This window comes from Streptomyces sp. NPDC111656 (assembly GCF_055656965.1).
This window is the reverse complement of record NZ_JBVKCA010000004.1, coordinates 250,946-269,127: the sequence shown is the minus strand read 5'-3', so window position 1 is coordinate 269,127 and position 18,182 is coordinate 250,946. Positions and strand designations below refer to the sequence as shown.

Below are 18,182 nucleotides of genomic sequence, written 5' to 3'. Positions count from 1 at the left end.
CTACGCGATCCACTGCTGGTACGCCAGATTCGCCACCAGCGCGAACACCACCGTCAGCAGCACCACCCGGACGAACCCGCTGCCCTTCTTGAGCGCCGTGTGCGCCCCCACCATGCCGCCCACCAGGTTGAACACGGCCATCAGCGCGGCCAGTTGCCAGTACACCGTGCCCTTCCACGCGAAGGTCGCGAGGGCGCCCGCGTTGGTGCAGCAGTTGACGATCTTCGCGGTGGCGGAGGCGGTCACCAGGTCGAAGTGGAGCAGCGCGGTCAGCGCCAGGACGAGGAACGTACCCGTGCCGGGTCCGACGAGCCCGTCGTAGAAGCCGATCCCGAGGCCCACGAGCCCGATCGCGGCCAGCACGCGCCGCGCGGACACGGGCTCGGTCGAGGGCGCCGTACCGAAGGCGGGCCGCAGCATGACGAAGGTCCCGACGCCCAGCAGCACCACCATGACCACCGGCTTCAGCACGTCCGTACTCATCCCGGCGGCCACGAAGGCACCGGCCGTGGAGCCGGCCAGCGCCGCGAGCCCGATCCGCACGGCCAGCCGCACATCCACCGGCGCCTTGCGCGCGTACGTCACCGCCGCGCCCGTCGTCCCGACGATCGCGACCGCCTTGTTCGTCCCGAGCGCGTACGCCGCCGGTGTACCGCCCGGCAGCCCGAGCAGCATCGCCGGGAGCAGAAGCAGCCCGCCACCGCCCACCACGGCGTCGATCCAGCCCGCCGCGAGGGAGGCGAGGCAGAGCACAACGACGATGGTCAGCGATATGTCGGGCATGATCGCGACCCTATGTGACGGTCACCGAGTCCAGGTAGCGCAGGACCGCCAGCACCCGTCGGTGCCCGGTGCCCGACGGCGGCAGGTCGAGCTTGGTGAAGATGTTGGCGATGTGCTTCTCGACGGCGCGTTCCGAGACGGTGAAGGCGCCGGCGATCGACTGGTTCGTCCGGCCCTCGGCCATCAGGGCGAGCACCTCGCGCTCGCGCGGTGTGAGCCTGTCGAGGGCGGTGGCGCGCCGGCTCGCGCCGAAGAGCTGCGCGACGACCTCGGGGTCGAGGGCGGTGCCGCCTCCGGCGACCCGTTCCATGGCATCCACGAACTCGCCGATGTCGACGACCCGTTCCTTCAGCAGATAGCCGACCCCGGCCGGGTCGGCGAGCAGTTGCCGGGCGTACGTCGTCTCCACGTACTGCGAGAGGATCAGCACCCCGGTGCCGGGGTGGTCCTCGCGCAGCCGTACGGCCGCCCGTACGCCCTCGTCGGTCTGCGTGGGCGGCAGCCTGATGTCGACGACGGCCACGTCCGGACGGTGCTCGGCCACAGCGGCGAGCAGCGTCTCGGCGTCCCCGACGGCCGCCGCGACCTCCACGTCCCGCAGCCGCAGCAGCTGGACCAGCCCATCACGCAGGAGGGCGGAGTCCTCGGCGATGACGACGCGCATGTGATCCCCGTGATGGTCAGTAGGGCAGCTCGGACAGGAGGGAGGCTCGGACAGCTCGGTCAGCAGGGAAGCTCGACCGTGACCACCGTAGGGCCTCCCGGCGGGCTGTCGCAGGTGAGTGTGCCGTCGACGGTCCGGGCGCGGGCCAGCAGCCCGGTCAGGCCCGAGCCCGCGCCGATCACCGCTCCCCCGCGTCCGTCGTCGCGCACGCTCAGCCGCAGCAGTCCGTCCCGGGCGGTCACGCTCACCGCGACGCCGCTCGCCCCGCTGTGTTTGGTGGCGTTGGCGAGGAGTTCGGCGGCGCAGAAGTACGCGATCGACTCGACCGCCGGGCTCGGGCGGTCCGTGATGTCGGCGGCGACCTCGACGGGCAGGGCGCTGTCGGCGGCGAGGGTGGCCAGGGCGGTGTCCAGGCCCTGGTCCAGTACGGGAGGGTGGATGCCCTTCACCAGATGACGCAGGTCGGCGATGGCCTGGGTCGCGTTGCCCCGCGCGGTGTCGACGACGGCGAGGAGCCGGTCGGGGGACGCCCCCGCGCCGATCAGCTCCCTGATCACCGTGAGGTGCATCGCGAGGCCGACGAGCCGGGCCTGCGTCCCGTCGTGCAGGTCGCGTTCGATACGGCGCAGGGTCGCCGCCGCGTCGTCCACGGCCTGGGCGCGGGTCTCCTCCAGGGTGCGGATGCGGCGCTCGGCGGGGTCGGGGCCGAGCAGCGCGGTGAGCAGCGCCCGGTGCGGGGCGAGGGCTTGGCGCAGCAGCCAGGACGCGGTGGTGAGGAGCAGCAGCCCGAGAGCCAGTGGGATCAGCCAACGTGGCCAGGAGTCGACCTGGAATCCGAAGAACTCCAGCGACACCCGGTGCGTCGTGCCGTCGCTCGCACGCCGGGTGTCGTAGTTCCACCGCTCGAGGAGGGGGTGGAGTACGAGCAGGACGCCGTAGACGTAGCCGATGACGACGGCGGTGTACCCGAAGACGGCGGTGAAGGGGGTGGCCAGCGCGCAGGCGACGGCGCGCCACCCGCTCCGTTCACCCAGCAGCGCCCTCCGCCAGCCCAGGATCCCGGCACCTTCGCGGCGCTCAGGCTCGTCGATCTCCAGCCCCAACAGGCCGCGCGCGAGAGCGCGTTGGAGCCTGCCGAGCGCCAGTGCCCCGCGCACGGTGACGGCGACCAGCCACAGTCCGAGCGTGGTCACGGACAGCACGCCACCCACCAACAGCCCCACGAAGGTGAGGACGAACCCGACCAGGGCGAGGGGGAAGGCGATCACCCCGTAGAGGAGCGCCGCGAGGGCCTTCCGCCCGAAGGGGAAGGCCGCGCGTGCGCGGAGGCGGTTGCGGAGGGGGTGCATGGCGTCAACCTAGGAGAGGAGCGCCGCGGCGAGGCGGAGCTGGACGGCCGCCAGGGCCCGGCCGAGCCACGGCATGAGCAGCAGGAAGCCGAACCCTCCGACGATCGCGTGGAACGCCCAGGCCCCCGCGAAGGTCGGCCCTCCCCACGCGTCGGAGTAGTCGGAACCGGCGGAGCGCAGCGGCCAGCCCAGGTTCATCGGCACCAGGGACCAGCCGTAGACGGTGACGGCCAGCACCAGGAGATTGAGGGGTACGGCGGCCGTGGCGTGGGCCAGTCCCCGCGAGGACCCGGACAGCTCCCGGCCCAGGAGGCGCCGGACGAGCCCCCGCTGCCACCGCCCCGTCGGGGCGCCCAGCAGCGCCAGCGGGACGCAGAGCACCCCCATGGGGAACGCCAGCAGCGCGTACGCGACCCGGCGCCAGGCGCCCGCGGTGAACGCTTCACGGACGAACAGCCAGGCCCGGACGGCGGAGTCGTCGCGGGGCGGCGGGAGCGGCGACTTCCGCTTCTGCTGGGGATTCTGCTGGGGCTTCTGCTGGGGCTTCTGCTCCGGCCTCTCGGAGATGGCCATGTTTGTGTCCCCCTGTTCGTGAGCCGGTGGAGCCCGCTGTTCGTGAGCGGGTGGATCCTGCTCTTCGTAGGCGGGTGGATCCCGATGGCTCAAGGCTTCCGTGCCGGGGCGCCGCGATCGATCGTGCCCGCACGAGGACCGGGGGTTCGGTCGGCCCCACCACACCCTCACAACCGGGTGCCGCTCCCGCTGAGGGCAGCGTTCCTCCCGGGAAACAGCCGTGATGCGACCGGGTAACACCGGCGTCGCAGGCTGCGGTGCATGACCTCGAATGCGCCCGCTCCCTGACCCGGCTCGCCCTCACCGTTGCCCTTGCCCTTGCCCTTGCCCTTGCCCGGGAGGGAACCGCACCGCTCCCCCGCGGACAGCGCCCCGCTGCTCCACCTGCTCACCCATGACGGAGGCTCCTGAATGTCCACGGACACGACGATGACGACGGCGGCGAACGCCACCGACGGCAGCGCGCACACCATCGTGCTCGTCGGCCATGGCATGGTCGGCCAGCGCTTCCTCGAAGCGCTCGCCGAACGCGGCCTGACCGCCACGCACCGTGTGGTCGTGCTGTGCGAAGAGCCGCGCCCGGCGTACGACCGCGTCCAGCTCACCTCGTACTTCTCGGGCCGCACTCCGGAGGAACTCTCCCTCACCGACGCCGAGTTCATCACCGCGCACGGCATCGAACTGCACCTCGGCGACCCGGCGGAGACGATCGACCGGGAGGCCAGGCAGGTCACCGCGCGCTCGGGTCTGGTCATCGCGTACGACACCCTGGTCCTCGCCACCGGCTCGTACCCCTTCGTCCCGCCGGTGCCCGGCAAGGACGCCGAGGGCTGCTTCGTGTACCGCACCATCGAGGACCTGCTCGCCATCGAGGAGTACGCGAAAGCGCGGGCGACGACCGGTGCGGTGGTCGGCGGCGGCCTGCTCGGGCTCGAGGCCGCGGGCGCGCTGAAGGGGCTCGGACTGACCACGCACATCGTGGAGTTCGCGCCGCGTCTGATGCCCGTGCAGGTCGACGAGGGCGGCGGCGCGGCGCTCCTGCGCACCATCCAGGACATGGGCCTGAGCGTGCACACGGGCACGGGCACCCAGGAGATCGTCACCGGCGACGACGGCGCCGTGACCGGGATGAAGCTCTCCGACGGCTCCGAACTCCCCACGGATCTCGTGGTGTTCTCGGCCGGCGTCCGCCCGCGCGACCAGCTCGCCCGCGACACCGGGCTCACGGTCGGCGAGCGTGGCGGCATCACGGTCGACGACCAGTGCCGCACCTCGGACCCGCACGTGTTCGCGATCGGCGAGTGCGCCCTCGCCTCGGACGGCCGGGTGTACGGCCTGGTCGCGCCCGGCTACGAGATGGCCGAGACGGCCGCCGCGACGATCGCCGCGGACGAGGCCAGCTTCACGGGCGCCGACCTGTCCACGAAGTTGAAGCTGCTCGGCGTCGACGTCGCGTCCTTCGGTGACGCGCACGGCGCCACCTCCGACTGCCTCGACGTCGTCTACTCCGACTCGCGCTCGGGCACGTACAAGAAGCTGGTCATCGGCCGCGGCGGCGAGCTGCTCGGCGGCATCCTGGTCGGCGACGCGGAGGCGTACGGCACCCTGCGGGCCTTCACCGGCTCCGTGCCGCCGATCGCCCCCGAGCAGCTGGTGCTCCCGGCGGGCGCGGGCGCCCCGGTCGCGCTCGGCCCCTCCGCGCTCCCCGACTCGGCGGTCATCTGCTCCTGCCACAACGTCACCAAGGGCACGATCCGCGGCGCGGTCACCGAGCACTCCTGCACCACCGTGCCCGAGGTCAAGAAGTGCACCAAGGCCGGTACCGGATGCGGGAGTTGCCTCAAGGTCCTCGGTCAGCTCGTCAACGAGGAGCTGGCGGCGAGCGGCGTCGAGGTCGACCACGGCCTGTGCGGCTGCTTCTCCCAGACCCGCGAGGAGCTGTACGAGATCGCCCTCGCGCTGCGCATCCCCTCCTTCCAGATCCTGCTGGACCGCTACGGCCGTGAGGGCGCCCGGGGTGGCGAGGGCTGCGAGGTCTGCAAGCCGACCGTCGCCTCGATCATCGCCTCCCTCGCCCCGTCCATCGGCGCCAGCGGCTATGTCCTGGACGGCGAGCAGGCGGCTCTCCAGGACACCAACGACCACTTCCTCGCCAACCTCCAGAAGAACGGCTCGTATTCGATCGTGCCGCGCGTCCCCGGCGGCGAGATCACCCCGGAGAAGCTGATCGTGATCGGTGAGGTGGCCCGGGACTTCGGCCTCTACACGAAGATCACGGGCGGCCAGCGGATCGACCTGTTCGGCGCGCGGGTCGAGCAACTCCCCCTCATCTGGGCGAGGCTGGTGGACGCGGGCTTCGAGTCCGGGCACGCGTACGGAAAGGCCCTGCGCACGGTCAAATCCTGCGTCGGCCAGACCTGGTGCCGCTACGGCGTCCAGGACTCCGTCCGCATGGCGATCGACCTGGAGCTGCGCTACCGGGGGCTGCGCTCCCCGCACAAGCTCAAGTCGGCGGTCTCCGGGTGCGCCCGCGAGTGCGCCGAGGCCCAGTCCAAGGACTTCGGTGTGATCGCCACCGCGGGCGGCTGGAACCTGTACGTCGGCGGCAACGGCGGCGCCACCCCGCGCCACGCGGACCTGCTCGCACAGGACCTCTCGGACGCCGAACTCATCCGCCTGATCGACCGGTTCCTGATGTTCTACATCCGCACGGCGGACCGCCTGGAGCGCACGTCGACCTGGCTGGAGCGGATTCCGGGCGGCCTGGACCACGTACGCGAGGTGGTCGTGGAGGACTCGCTCGGCATCTGCGAGGAACTGGAGTCACTGATGGCCGCGCATGTCGCCGCCTACCGCGACGAGTGGGCCGAGACCATCAACGACCCCGAGAAGCTGGCCCGGTTCGTGTCCTTCGTGAACGCCCCGGACACCCCCGACCCGGTCGTCGGCTTCGTCCCCGAGCGCGACCAGATCAAGCCGGACCTGCCGCTGCTGAGCATCGGCCGCCGCCCCTCGGAAGCCCTGGAAGGAAGCGCCCAGCGATGACCCTGGCACCCGAAACGACCGCCCTCACCGTCCAACTCCGCCTGACGAACTCATGGTTGGCCCTCTGCGACCCGTCCGCGCTGACGCCGGGCCGCGGAGTCGCCGCCCTGCTCCCCGACGGCGGCCAGGCGGCCGTCTTCCTCGACCGCGCCGGCCGGATGTACGCCATCGACAACCGCGATCCGTTCAGCGGCGCGGCGGTCCTCTCCCGCGGCCTGATCGGCTCCCACCAGGGCCGCCCGTTCGTGGCCTCGCCCCTGCTGAAGCAGCGGTTCGACCTGGAGTCGGGCCGGTGCCTGGACGACGAGACGGTACGGGTGACGACGTACGAGGTCCGGATTTCCTGACGGCCGTTTCCTGAAAGGCCGCTTCCTGACCGTCACTTCCTGACGGCCGGGGTGACCGGGACCTCCTCGCGCCCGCCGGTCACCCCGGTCTTACTTGACCGATCATTCTCGATTGCCCTACGGTCGCCCCATGGCCAGGACCAAGGAGTTCGACCCGGACGCCGCGCTGCAGTCGGCCCTGGAGCTGTTCTGGCGGCGCGGCTACGAGGCGACGTCGATGACGGACCTCGTCGAGCACCTGGGCGTCGGCCGGGCCAGCATCTACGCGACCTTCGGCAACAAGCACGAGCTGTACCTGAAGGCACTGGACCGCTACCAGCAGGCGCGCAATCCGCAGCTCCTGCGGGAGCTCTCCCAGCCGGGCCCCGCACTGCCCGCCGTACGAGCGGTGGTACGCCGCTTCGCGACCGAGGCGACGACCGAGGGAAGGCGCCTGAGCGGCTGTTTCGTCACCAACACGGCCGCCGAACTGGCACCCCACGACACGGCCGCGGCCCGCCACGTCGAGCACAACTGGGACCACCTCGAGACCCTGCTGCACTCGGCCCTGGTCCGCGCGCAGGCCCAGGACGAACTGCCCGCCGACCGCGACCCGCTCACCCTCGCCCGCATGCTGCTGGTCCTGATGCAGGGCCTACGGGTGGTGGGCAAGGCGTCAGCGGACCCGGCCCGGGTCCAGGACGCGGCGGAACAGGCGCTGACGCTGCTCGGCTGAAGACCACATCCCAAGGCCCGCGTACGCCTTCAAACTGAACCGATCGGTCAAATAAGGGGATCCGGAATGACCACACGCTTCTCGGGAAAGACGGCCCTCGTCACGGGCGCCGGATCCGGCATAGGCCGGACCACCGCCCTGGCGTTCGCCGCGGAGGGCGCGCAGGTGGTCGTCGCCGGCCGCACCGCCGCATCGCTCGACGAGACGGTCGCGCTGATCGAGGCCCTGGGTGGAAAGGCGCTGGCAGTGACCACGGACGTGTCACGCTCGGACGAGGTGCACGCCCTCGTCGTGGCGGCCGTCGACCGTTTCGGCTCCCTGGACGTGGCGGTGAACAACGCGGCCGTCTTCCACGGCGGAACGCCGCTGGCCGACCTTCCGGAGGCCGACTGGCACGCCGAACTGGACATCAACGTCACCGGCGTGTTCCTCGCCCTTCAGGCGGAGATCCGGCAGATGCGGACGCAGCCGTCCGGCGGCGCGATCGTCAATCTCGCCTCCACCATCGGCCTGCACACCCGGCGTCCGGGCGTCGCCGCCTACGCCGCAGCCAAGGCCGCCGTCACCGCGCTGTCCCGCGCCGCGGCCCTCGACCACATCGCCGACGGAGTCAGGATCAACGTCGTGAGCCCCGGCGCCGCCGCCACCACGATGTCACTGCGGCCGGGCGAGTCGGAGGCCGAGCGGGTGGAGCGGGCACGCCACGAACTGCCGCTGGGCCGTGTGTCGAAGACCGAGGAGGTGGCGGCGGCCGTCCTCTACCTGGCGTCGGACGACGCGGCGTCGATCGTGGGCACGGACCTGGTGGTGGACAGCGGAGGCACCCTCTGACGTGGGCCGGACACGGGCCGGGCCTCAGCTCACTTCGGCGCGAGAGCGTCGTAGGTCACGCCGGTGAGCTGTTCGGAGGCGCTCCAGAGGCGCTGGCCGACGGCGTCGTCGCGCGTCCACCCGGCCCGCCAGGAGCTCGCGGGCGCGCCGCGCCACATCGCGAACGAGGGTCCGGTGAAGGAGTCGGGCCGTACACCGGGCGCGGTGGCGGCGTACAGCGTGGGCAGGGCCCCGGCGTCCGGGCTCTGCGCGAGGAGCCGGTTCCCGATCTCCATGACCCGCTCGGCACCCTTGCGCCCCGCGAGCTTCGGCCCGGCGGTCTGGAGGTTGGTGGAGGCGTACCCGGGGTGAGCGGCGGCAGCGACGACATCGGACCCGGCACCGGCCAGCCGGCGCGCCAGCTCGTGGGTGAACAGAAGATTGGCGCTCTTGGACCGCCCGTAGGCGACCCAGCGCCGATACCCGCCGCGCTTGCTGTCGAGGTCGCGGATGTCGATATTGGCGAGCACGTGGAACATGCTCGACACGGTCACGACGCGGGCGCCCGGGGTGGCGAGCAGCGCGGGAAGCAGCAGCCCGGTGAGGGCGAAGTGCCCGAGATGATTGACCCCGAACTGAGTCTCGAACCCATCGGAGGTACGCGCGAACGGCAGGGCCATGACCCCGGCGTTGTTGACCAGCACGTCGAGCCGCTCGCCGTAGACAAGGTCGAACATCGCCGCGAACTCCGCCACGGAATCGAGATCCCCGAGGTCCAGCCGTACGAACTCCACGTCCGCGCCGGGTACTTCGGAGGCGATCCGGTCCCCCGCCTCGCTCCCCCGGGCCTCGCTCCGGCAGGCGAGCACGACCCGCGCCCCGCGCCGCGCCAGCTCACGTGCCGTGACGAACCCGATCCCGCTGTTGGCCCCGGTGACGACGGCCGTACGGCCACGCTGATCAGGGATGTCGCTCACATTCCACCCGGCCATGCCCAGACCCCTCTCCACCACTGTCCGTCACTCACCGTACGCTCAGTCTCGCCGGATCAACTCGGGATCAATCCTCCGCCCCACAAGCGGCAACGCGCCCACAGCGGCGACGACCAGCACCCCGACAGCACACGCGAGCAGCAACGGGACCCCGCCCCCGTCCCAGAAGACGGCCCCACCCCCGGTGACCAGATAGCTCGACTCGGCCATCTTCCCCACCACCACCGCCAACACCAACCCCACAGCCAACGGCAACACCACCTGCACCACCTGCACAGCCCGCAAGGTCCGCGCCCGCGCCCCCAGCAGGGCCAACGCAGTAACCTGCGGCCGCCGCTCGACGGCCCGGTCGGTGGCAGCGACGAGGTAGGCGGCTACACCGATGATCAGACCGAGGATCATGCCTACGGCCAGGAGGGTCCTGACGATGGTGACCCGTTGGAAGGAGTCGACGATCAGTCCCGGAGTGGTGACACCGGCCATGGGGGCGATGCCGCCAATGCCATCGAGGACGGTGCGGACGGTCTTCTCGGACGGACCACTGACGAGTGTGAGCGTGGCGCTCTCCGGGCGCGCGTTCGGCGGCAGTGCGGTGGGGGGGACCAGGATCGCTCCGCTCGGCAGGACATGGATGCCCTCATGGTCGCGATACCGGATGGTCTGCTGCGGCACAGTGAGCTTCAGGTCACGAGAGCGCTGTCCCACCTTCGCCCTGAAGACGACACTGCCGCCCGCTTTGGCATTCTCCTCAGGTTGCGTGGCATCCCACAGCCTCATGGGCCGCCCGTCCACGCACCCCTTGACCCACGGCACCGCCTTGTGCAGTTGACCGCACGTCGCCACCACGGCCTCAGGGCTGGGAGCCGCTCCCGCGTCGGCGGAGTCCGTCCTCAGGGTGACGACATGCGCGCGGAGCCCCGGCACCGCCTCGACGGCCCGTCGCTGGGGCCCGCTGAGCTCTCCGTACGAGATCTCATACGTCTGGACGGCCAAGACACTCTTGGCGACCCCGTTCAGTTCAATGACGACCCCCTGCGCGAGGGAAGCCGCGAAGACCAGCAGTACGAGCCCGGTGGCCACCCGGATCGCACCGCCCGGCTCGGCCTCGTTGCGCCGCATCGCAAGCCCGAGGGAGAGTGACCGGGTGGAGCGCGCCATCCGTTGCGCGAGGAATCGGGACAGCGACGGAAGCGAGAGCGCGAGCCCGACACCAGCCAGGATGATGGCCAACGGCATGAGCAACGAGGACACGGTGGTGCTTGTGGGACCATGGCCGGTCGCGCCCGCGATGCAGTAGCCCGTGATGACTCCCAGACCTGCGATCAACGGCAGGAAGACCCATTTCGAGGGCGGCTTCTCCACCGCGCCGCGCCGGACGGCCAGGGGATTGGCAGCCGCCTTGCCCGCACTGGCGCGACCCACGTACCAGGCGAGTGCCGGACATCCGACGAGACACACCACGAGGGTCTGGAAGGTCAGCGCGCCATCAGCCGGGTACCACGTGAACCCCGGCAGACCGACTCGTGAGGCGAGTTGGTTCACGGCCCAGTACTCGCCGAGTCCGAGGATCGCGCCCAGCCCGGCGGCGGCGACGGTCTCGGCGGCGTTCACCCGCTGAGTCCCCTTCTTGCTCAAACCCAGCAGGCGCAGCGCGGCCAGCCTGCGTGACCGGTCGGCCGCGGAGAGGCGTGCGCAGACCGAGAGGAAGACGGCGAGCGGCAGCAGCACGACCGCCGACAGGGCGAACCGCAGGATGCCGAGGGTCGTCGGATCCAACGTAGGGGGTGGCCCGTAGCGCTCGCCGAACCGCTCCACAGGGCTGCCGCCGGAGAGGTCGGCACGGCTCATGCCTACGTACGCGACGAGTTCATCGGGGCGGGCCAGCCCCTCGGCACCGATCACCCCGACTTCGTCGCCAGGGACCAGCTGAGCCAACGCCGGGTTGTGCTGGCGAAGTTCGTGCAGCTGTGGCGAGACGAACACTTCACCGACCCGGGGGAACGAGGGGAGTCCCGGGGGCGGCTCGACAGACCTGGTACCACGCGCCGTGAAGACGCGGGTGAGGGGTGTTGAGCCGTAGGGGTCTGTGCGGTCGAGGGTCAGGGGGTAGCCGTCGGCGATGACGCCGTTGGATTGAGCTGTGGGACTGACGGACTGTCTGCCGACAATGCGCCCATCCTGTGCGGCGAGAATCCCTGGAATCGCCAGCACGATGGCCAGACAGCAGACGCCCAGTGAGCCGCCGACCGTCATGAGGAGGAAGCGCACACGATTGCCGCGTCCGCTGCCGAGCAGCAGTCTCAACCCCAAGAGGAGTTCCTTCACAACTCCCCCTGTCCCTGCGGGGCGAGCTCACCATCGAGCATGGTGAAGCGCTTGTCCGCCTGGGCCGCGACCTTCGCGTCGTGCGTGACGAGCACGACTGCCGTACCCCGCGAACGGGCAAGCGCGAGAAACTCCTTGAGCACTGTGGCCGCATTGGTGCTGTCCAGCGACCCTGTTGGCTCATCGGCAAAGACCACTGCGGGCCTGTGCACGAGAGCGCGAGCGACGGCGACGCGCTGGTTCTGTCCACCGGACACCTGCGAAGGACGCCGTTCCTTCAGATCCGCGAGGCCCAAACGCCCCAGTACCTCCCCGGCTGCAGCAAGTGCCGGAGCTTTGCCCTGCCCTGCCAGCCGTAGCGGCAGAGCTGTGTTCTCCTCCACGGTCAGCTCGGGCAGGAGCTCTCCGTACTGGAAAACAAACCCGAAGCGATCTCGGCGCAAGGCGCTGAGTTCCTCATCGTCGAGTGCGGCCAACGGGCGGCCCTCGAAACGAACTTCACCGCCGGCGACGGGGAGTACGCCCGCAAGCGCATACAGCAGGGAGGACTTACCTGAACCACTCTGACCCATAATCGCCGCGACCTCGCCCCGATGGAGCGCAATGGATGCGCACTTAACAGCGTGCGCCGGGCCGTAGTAGAGGTCGATTCCCTTGGCGGAGAGGACTTCTGACGTGTTGATCTGGACTCCCGAAGGGAAGCGGACCCGGGCCTGCACCCGAGTCCTGGACACCGGTGGAACCGCTCAGCCCTTGCGGAAGTGCACCTCGGCGGAACAGGCGTCCAGCCAAATAGTTCCGCGATCAACACAGGCCCGGACATAGGCATCGTCCGTGTAGCGCTGGGAGGCCTCCCAGATGGACTTGTGCAGGAACACCAACTGCCCCTGCTTTCCGTAGTACTCGACCCCATCGCGACCCTCGACCCGGGCCCGCACATAGATGTTGTGGCCGTCGCGGGGCGCGCCGTCCTTGAGGTATCCCGCCCACTCGAAGGAACCGTGGTTCTGCCCTGGCGGGTTAAACCGATAGTGGCCCCGCTCGAAAACGACACCTGGCGCCTGCAAGTTGGGCATGTAGTGCCACGAATCCGCGATCGCCGCACCTGCCCCCGCGAGGAAGACTCCCGCCGCCACCACGCCAACCATTGCCGTCTTCATCTCTCACCTCTCTGCCTCCCAACGACCCCACCGGCCCCCAGGAGTTACAGAAGGTAATCGATCGGTAACGTGCTGAATCCTTTGGCCTACGAATCGCCATCCCATCAGGTGATCCAGAAGCACGAGAAGCGCGAGCGGGTGCCGAGCTCGTCGGCCGGCGTCAAGGCGTTGCGTAGTCGTTCGAGGAGGGCTGGGTGTCGAGGTAGAACCATTCGGCGGTGGGGCCCGGCATCGGAGTCGACGACGCCTCGGCGTGGGCCCGGTCCTCCGCGGGGGCGGGGGAGGCAGGGCGACGGGGCAGTGTTGCGGTGCGGGGTTCGTCGCGGGCGAAGGGCTCCGGGTCCACCCCGGCCCGGGCCATGTCCGCCGTCCACGCGTTCCCTGACCCCGGCATCAGCGACTCCGCCCCCGCCGCGCAGTGAACTCCTCGACCTGGTCGCGGCAGGCGTGGTCCAGATGAGTCATGCCGGTGAGGTCGAGGCGGATCCTGGGCCTGCTGACCGACCGGCTGGCGCAGATGATCGAAGGGCCGGGCCGGTCTGGACCGAACTCCATGTCGTACACGAGGGCCTCGGCCTGAGTGAGGAGCGGCGGCGGCGTGCCTTGTACGGAGGACTCGACGACTTCGTACGGCTGCCCCCGGTCGCACGACGGGGCGGCACCTCCGTGGCGAATGCCGCCCCGGTTGTCGCGACTGGCCCCGTCAACGCCCCCAGCACGGCGGCCAAACCCGCATCCATGCAAGCGAGATTGAACGAGGGGACCTCGTTGTAGTGGGTGCACAGGAAGATCTGGCGCGGTTCTGCACATGCGAGAGACCCCGATGGGGGATTCACCGCTGGCAGCGTCCGAACGTCACGACGTAGGTGCCGGCGCTGGGCGACGAGGCCCCGGCCCGGTCCGCCGAGCCGGGCTGGGCCCACGGGCCTATCTCGCGCAGCGACGGCTTGAGGATGATGGCGCGGTGGGCGGGGCTCTTCATCCACCAGTTGACGGCGGCCTGCGGAGTTCCCGATCCGCCCCACCCGGTGTACGTGATCTCGTTGAACTCCCACGAGCGGGGGTTGGGACAGTATCCGGCCGCCTGGATGCGGCTCTGCGGTGTCGAGCCGGTTTTGGGGTTGCGGTGCGGGTCCTTGCCCGGTCCCCACCACTTCAGCTGGACGGCCGCGACAGCATGCTGCTGAGCCGCGTTCGTCAGGGCCTGGCTAATGGTGAGGGAAGGCAGCCCGCGCTGTGTGCGCTGCGCGTTGATCAGGCACATCACGGCGGCCCTCGCCTGGGTGACCGTCCCGGCAGTCGGGGCTCGGTTGGCGGCGGCCTGGTCGCAGGTCACGGCCGCCGCGGGCGGGGCCGCCACGACAGGGAAGAGCGTGGCCGACAGGGCGGCAGCCGCGGCAGTGCTCAGCAGTTTTCCGGTGCGCGACATGTGGCTTTGCACGGATACTCCACCTCCTGCGAACACGAACGGTGTCGTCATCCAGGCTGCCATCGGCCCTGACCCGTCGCCATCCGGGGCCGCGGATCGGGCGTGCCGCTCGCGGATGCGCATCCTGGATGCCGTGACCCCAACCTGGTGAACGGGAGCGTGTTCGGTGGTGAACGGGCCTCTTGGCAGAGACGAGGTTGTCGACCAACTCTCTGCCTCGATGCCAGGGCCGGTCTGGCTGGAGGGCCGGGGCGGGCGTCCGGAGAACAAGCACAGCGAAGGGCCCGCCCTGGAATGTGCCGAATCAGAGCGGGGCCTGTGTGGTGACGGCCCGTGACGGAACCCAACCCCACCCGGAGGGCACAACGAGGGCACAACAGCTTCGCGTGGGTTCAACGGCAAACAACGCCAGTAAACGGCAACTTGCCTGGTCAGCGGCGCAGCTTGGCAGTCTCCGCAGATGATGCACGACGGGGCGGCACCTCCGCACAAGGTGCCGCCCCGTTTCTTTCGTGCGCCGGAGCCGTCGGCCGTCGGTGAGGGTCGAGGTTGACCGTCGGCGGCTCCGGAGTTCCGGCAGGCTAGCGGTGGTCGCTGCCCTTCGCCGTCGACGCCGCGCGACCCGCCTCCAGGCGTGCCACCGGGATCCGGAAGGGGGAGCAGGACACGTAGTCCAGTCCCACCTCGTGGAAGAAGTGGACGGACTCGGGGTCGCCGCCGTGTTCGCCGCAGACGCCGAGCTTCAGGTCGGGGCGGGTGGCGCGGCCGGCCTGCACGGCCGACTTCACCAGGGAACCCACACCGTCCTTGTCGATGGTCTCGAAGGGGGAGACGCCGAAGATCCCCTTCTCCAGGTAGGCGGTGAAGAAGCTCGCCTCCACGTCGTCCCGGGAGAAGCCCCAGACGGTCTGCGTGAGGTCGTTCGTACCGAAGGAGAAGAACTCCGCGGCCTCGGCGATCTGACCGGCGGTCAGGGCGGCCCGCGGGAGTTCGATCATCGTGCCGATGGCGAGCCTGAGGTTCGTGCCGGCGGCCGCCTGTACCTCCGAGATGACCTGGTCGGCCTCCTCGCGGACGATCTCCAGCTCCTGGACCGTACCGACGAGGGGGATCATGATCTCGGCCCGCGGGTCGCCCTTGGCGTTCTTGCGCTCGGCCGCCGCCTCCGCGATCGCCCGTACCTGCATGGTGAACAGGCCTGGGATGACCAGGCCGAGGCGTACGCCGCGCAGACCCAGCATCGGGTTCTGCTCGTGCAGGCGGTGCACGGCCTGGAGCAGGCGCAGGTCGTTCTCGTTGGCGTCGCCGCGCGACTCGGCCAGTGCCACCCGTACGGACAGTTCGGTCACGTCCGGCAGGAACTCGTGCAGCGGCGGGTCCAGGAGACGGATCGTCACCGGGAGGCCGTCCATCGCCTCGAAGAGTTCGACGAAGTCCCGCTTCTGCAGGGGCAGGAGCTCCTTGAGGGAGTCCTCGCGCTCCGCCTCCGTGTCGGCCAGGATCAGGCGCTCGACCAGTTCGCGCCGGTCACCGAGGAACATGTGCTCGGTGCGGCACAGGCCGATGCCCTGCGCGCCGAAGCGGCGGGCACGGAGGGCGTCCTCCGCGTTGTCCGCGTTGGCGCGGACGCGCAGGCGGCGGACCCGGTCCGCGTACGCCATGATCCGGTGGACCGCCGCGACCAGCTCGTCCGCGTCGTCGGCGCCCGCGTGCATCCGGCCCTCGAAGTACTCGACGACCGGGGAGGGCACGACCGGGACCTCGCCCAGGTAGACCTTGCCCGTGGAGCCGTCGATGGAGACGACGTCGCCTTCTTCGATGACCACTCCGCCCGGGGCGGTCATACGGCGGCGCTTGGTGTCGACCTCGAGCTCCTCGGCGCCGCACACGCACGTCTTGCCCATGCCGCGCGCCACGACGGCGGCGTGCGAGGTCTTGCCGCCACGCGAGGTCAGGATGCCCTCGGCCGCGATCATGCCGTCCAGGTCGTCGGGGTTGGTCTCACGGCGGATCAGGATGACCTTCTCGCCCGAACGCGACCACTTGATCGCGGTGTACGAGTCGAAGACCGCCTTGCCGACCGCCGCGCCCGGCGACGCCGCGATGCCCCGGCCGATCTGGTCGACCTTCGCCTGGTCGTCGAAGCGCGGGAACATCAGCTGCGCGAGCTGGGCGCCCGTCACGCGCTGGAGTGCCTCCGCCTCGTCGATCAGGCCCTGGTCCACCAGCTGCGTGGCGATACGGAAGGCCGCACCGGCGGTGCGCTTGCCGACGCGGGTCTGCAGCATCCACAGCTGGCCGCGCTCGATGGTGAACTCGATGTCGCAGAGATCCTTGTAGTGGTTCTCCAGGGTCTCCATGATCTGCATCAGCTGGTCGTACGACTTCTTGTCGATCGACTCCAGCTCGGCGAGCGGGACCGTGTTGCGGATGCCCGCGACCACGTCCTCGCCCTGGGCGTTCTGGAGGTAGTCGCCGTACACGCCCTGGTGGCCGGACGCGGGGTCGCGCGTGAACGCCACACCCGTGCCCGAGTCGGGGCCGAGGTTGCCGAAGACCATCGAACAGACGTTGACCGCGGTGCCGAGGTCGTGCGGGATGCGCTCCTGGCGGCGGTAGAGCTTGGCGCGGTCGGTGTTCCAGGAGTCGAAGACCGCGTGGATCGCGAGGTCCATCTGCTCGCGCGGGTCCTGCGGGAAGTCCCGGCCGGCCTCGGCCTTGACGATCCTCTTGAACTTGGTGACCAGCTTCTTGAGGTCCGCGGCGTCCAGCTCCGTGTCGACCGTGACCTTCTTGGCCGTCTTCGCCGCGTCCAGCGCGTCCTCGAAGAGCTCGCCGTCGACGCCGAGGACCGTCTTGCCGAACATCTGGATGAGGCGGCGGTACGAGTCCCACGCGAAGCGGTCGTCGCCGGCCTGCTTGGCGAGGCCCTGGACCGACTTGTCGGAGAGGCCGATGTTCAGCACGGTGTCCATCATGCCCGGCATGGAGAACTTCGCCCCGGAACGGACGGATACGAGGAGGGGGTCGTCGGCCTGGCCGAGCTTCTTGCCCATCGTCGCTTCGAGGGCCTCGAGGTGCGCGCTCACCTCGTCACGCAGTGCCGCCGGCTCCTCGCCACTGCCGAGGTAGGTCTTGCACGCCTCGGTGGTGATGGTGAAGCCCGGAGGGACGGGAAGGCCCAGGTTGGTCATCTCGGCGAGGTTCGCACCCTTGCCGCCGAGGAGGTCCTTGAGGTCCCTGTTGCCTTCGGTGAAGTCGTAAACGAACTTCGTACCCTCAACGCCGCTGTCGCCGCTCTCGGCTACATGGGGATCTTTTTTTTCCGACACGAGTCTCGACTCCTCGACGTCGCGGTGGCTGCCCTGACGGCGAGGAACATACCCAGATCGAAGGCGCCTGGGTACGTCTACTTGCACGTCATGCGCCTGTAACCACCCGTCCGCCACTCGATTGAAAGTCAAGCCTTGGCAAGCGGCCACGGTGAGATGTTTTCACTTCTTGAACGAATCAATACCCTCAGAGGGAAGTATACGCTCAGATGAGCGGTCACTGACACGTCTGAGTTTAATCGATGAACGATCAAGGGGTGGCACTGAGTGCCACCCCTTAGGGAAGTGCAGTCGCCCAAGATCCGCTCATCTGAGCGCCACCCCTATCAAGGGTGGCGAGAATCACGCAGTGAAGACGGCCCGAATTTCATCATGCGGACCACGATGTGGACGCGACACATGGATGTCACCCGGATTCCCGGAGGATGCCCCGACCTTCAGGCCGGGGAGGAATCCGGTTTCCCGCGAGGCGGGGCAAGAGAAGCCGGACCGCCGCCGGGTGATCCGGCGTCCGCCTGGGGAGTGGCGAGGGCGACCTCCAGGAGGTGGAGGATCTGGGAGTTGAGGGACCGCCGGTCCGCGGCGGCGCGGGCGCTCACCCGTTCGTGTAGGTCTGCCGGGATCCGGAGTGAGAAACGAATCATGACGCTACGGTGAC

General features: G+C 69.8%; 17 protein-coding genes. 4 read left to right on the top strand and 13 right to left on the bottom strand.

Going from position 1 to position 18,182, the window contains the following annotated elements:
- From ACZ7M3_RS14595 to ACZ7M3_RS14575, 5 genes are all read right to left on the bottom strand, one after another.
- Entirely contained in the window at positions 1–783 is a 783-nt protein-coding gene (locus tag ACZ7M3_RS14595; protein ID WP_472063443.1) for a sulfite exporter TauE/SafE family protein, read from the bottom strand.
- A 10-nt stretch (positions 784–793) separates the two neighbouring features.
- Complete coding sequence (locus tag ACZ7M3_RS14590) at positions 794–1,447, bottom strand: response regulator transcription factor (protein ID WP_472063441.1); 654 nt, start codon at positions 1,445–1,447, stop codon at positions 794–796.
- Between the two features lie 59 nt (positions 1,448–1,506).
- On the bottom strand, positions 1,507–2,796 hold the full coding sequence (locus ACZ7M3_RS14585) for a sensor histidine kinase (protein ID WP_472063439.1): 1,290 nt from the start codon (positions 2,794–2,796) through the stop codon (positions 1,507–1,509).
- Between the two features lie 9 nt (positions 2,797–2,805).
- On the bottom strand, positions 2,806–3,369 hold the full coding sequence (locus ACZ7M3_RS14580) for a hypothetical protein (protein WP_472063438.1): 564 nt from the start codon (positions 3,367–3,369) through the stop codon (positions 2,806–2,808).
- A gap of 167 nt (positions 3,370–3,536) precedes the next feature.
- Entirely contained in the window at positions 3,537–3,761 is a 225-nt protein-coding gene (locus ACZ7M3_RS14575) for a hypothetical protein (protein WP_472063436.1), read from the bottom strand.
- Between the two features lie 19 nt (positions 3,762–3,780).
- Between ACZ7M3_RS14575 and nirB the strand changes: the two genes are divergently transcribed.
- From nirB to ACZ7M3_RS14555, 4 genes are all read left to right on the top strand, one after another.
- A complete protein-coding gene (gene nirB / locus ACZ7M3_RS14570) occupies positions 3,781–6,414 on the top strand; it encodes a nitrite reductase large subunit NirB (protein WP_472063434.1) in 2,634 nt (877 codons plus the stop codon).
- Complete coding sequence (gene nirD / locus ACZ7M3_RS14565) at positions 6,411–6,761, top strand: nitrite reductase small subunit NirD (protein ID WP_472063432.1); 351 nt, start codon at positions 6,411–6,413, stop codon at positions 6,759–6,761. Before nirB ends, nirD begins: the two co-directional genes overlap by 4 nt.
- 130 nt (positions 6,762–6,891) lie before the next feature.
- Positions 6,892–7,476 (top strand): TetR/AcrR family transcriptional regulator, encoded by a 585-nt coding sequence (locus ACZ7M3_RS14560; protein ID WP_472063430.1) that lies wholly within the window; start codon positions 6,892–6,894, stop codon positions 7,474–7,476.
- 66 nt (positions 7,477–7,542) lie between these two features.
- Positions 7,543–8,307: an SDR family NAD(P)-dependent oxidoreductase gene (locus ACZ7M3_RS14555; protein ID WP_472063428.1), complete on the top strand. Its 765-nt coding sequence runs from the start codon at positions 7,543–7,545 to the stop codon at positions 8,305–8,307.
- Positions 8,308–8,336: 29 nt separating this feature from the next.
- On the opposite strand, the gene ACZ7M3_RS14550 is transcribed toward ACZ7M3_RS14555, so the two are convergent.
- From ACZ7M3_RS14550 to ACZ7M3_RS14515, 8 genes are all read right to left on the bottom strand, one after another.
- Positions 8,337–9,278, bottom strand: a complete 942-nt coding sequence (locus ACZ7M3_RS14550) for an oxidoreductase (RefSeq protein ID WP_472063426.1) — start codon at positions 9,276–9,278, stop codon at positions 8,337–8,339.
- A gap of 42 nt (positions 9,279–9,320) precedes the next feature.
- On the bottom strand, positions 9,321–11,588 hold the full coding sequence (locus ACZ7M3_RS14545; protein ID WP_472063424.1) for an FtsX-like permease family protein: 2,268 nt from the start codon (positions 11,586–11,588) through the stop codon (positions 9,321–9,323).
- Positions 11,589–11,599: 11 nt separating this feature from the next.
- Entirely contained in the window at positions 11,600–12,322 is a 723-nt protein-coding gene (locus ACZ7M3_RS14540; RefSeq protein WP_472063422.1) for an ABC transporter ATP-binding protein, read from the bottom strand.
- A 27-nt stretch (positions 12,323–12,349) separates the two neighbouring features.
- Positions 12,350–12,763 carry a hypothetical protein gene (locus tag ACZ7M3_RS14535; protein ID WP_472063420.1) on the bottom strand — a complete coding sequence of 138 codons (414 nt, stop codon included), beginning with the start codon at positions 12,761–12,763 and terminating at the stop codon, positions 12,350–12,352.
- A 160-nt stretch (positions 12,764–12,923) separates the two neighbouring features.
- Positions 12,924–13,157: a hypothetical protein gene (locus tag ACZ7M3_RS14530; RefSeq protein ID WP_472063418.1), complete on the bottom strand. Its 234-nt coding sequence runs from the start codon at positions 13,155–13,157 to the stop codon at positions 12,924–12,926.
- 438 nt (positions 13,158–13,595) lie between these two features.
- Entirely contained in the window at positions 13,596–14,204 is a 609-nt protein-coding gene (locus tag ACZ7M3_RS14525) for a CAP domain-containing protein (RefSeq protein WP_472063416.1), read from the bottom strand.
- A gap of 569 nt (positions 14,205–14,773) precedes the next feature.
- Entirely contained in the window at positions 14,774–17,524 is a 2,751-nt protein-coding gene (gene ppdK, locus ACZ7M3_RS14520) for a pyruvate, phosphate dikinase (protein WP_472063415.1), read from the bottom strand.
- A 437-nt stretch (positions 17,525–17,961) separates the two neighbouring features.
- Positions 17,962–18,168 (bottom strand): Arc family DNA-binding protein, encoded by a 207-nt coding sequence (locus tag ACZ7M3_RS14515; RefSeq protein WP_358736998.1) that lies wholly within the window; start codon positions 18,166–18,168, stop codon positions 17,962–17,964.
- Positions 18,169–18,182: the final 14 nt, after the last annotated feature.

Bases quoted from the DNA above. Each gene is read 5' to 3' on its own strand.
- ACZ7M3_RS14595 (WP_472063443.1), bottom strand. From the start codon at position 783: ATGCCCGACATATCGCTGACCATCGTCGTTGTGCTCTGCCTCGCCTCC.
- ACZ7M3_RS14590 (WP_472063441.1), bottom strand. From the start codon at position 1,447: ATGCGCGTCGTCATCGCCGAGGACTCCGCCCTCCTGCGTGATGGGCTG.
- ACZ7M3_RS14585 (WP_472063439.1), bottom strand. From the start codon at position 2,796: ATGCACCCCCTCCGCAACCGCCTCCGCGCACGCGCGGCCTTCCCCTTC.
- ACZ7M3_RS14580 (WP_472063438.1), bottom strand. From the start codon at position 3,369: ATGGCCATCTCCGAGAGGCCGGAGCAGAAGCCCCAGCAGAAGCCCCAG.
- nirB (WP_472063434.1), top strand. From the start codon at position 3,781: ATGTCCACGGACACGACGATGACGACGGCGGCGAACGCCACCGACGGC.
- nirD (WP_472063432.1), top strand. From the start codon at position 6,411: ATGACCCTGGCACCCGAAACGACCGCCCTCACCGTCCAACTCCGCCTG.
- ACZ7M3_RS14560 (WP_472063430.1), top strand. From the start codon at position 6,892: ATGGCCAGGACCAAGGAGTTCGACCCGGACGCCGCGCTGCAGTCGGCC.
- ACZ7M3_RS14555 (WP_472063428.1), top strand. From the start codon at position 7,543: ATGACCACACGCTTCTCGGGAAAGACGGCCCTCGTCACGGGCGCCGGA.
- ACZ7M3_RS14550 (WP_472063426.1), bottom strand. From the start codon at position 9,278: ATGGCCGGGTGGAATGTGAGCGACATCCCTGATCAGCGTGGCCGTACG.
- ACZ7M3_RS14535 (WP_472063420.1), bottom strand. From the start codon at position 12,763: ATGAAGACGGCAATGGTTGGCGTGGTGGCGGCGGGAGTCTTCCTCGCG.
- ACZ7M3_RS14530 (WP_472063418.1), bottom strand. From the start codon at position 13,157: ATGCCGGGGTCAGGGAACGCGTGGACGGCGGACATGGCCCGGGCCGGG.
- ACZ7M3_RS14515 (WP_358736998.1), bottom strand. From the start codon at position 18,168: ATGATTCGTTTCTCACTCCGGATCCCGGCAGACCTACACGAACGGGTG.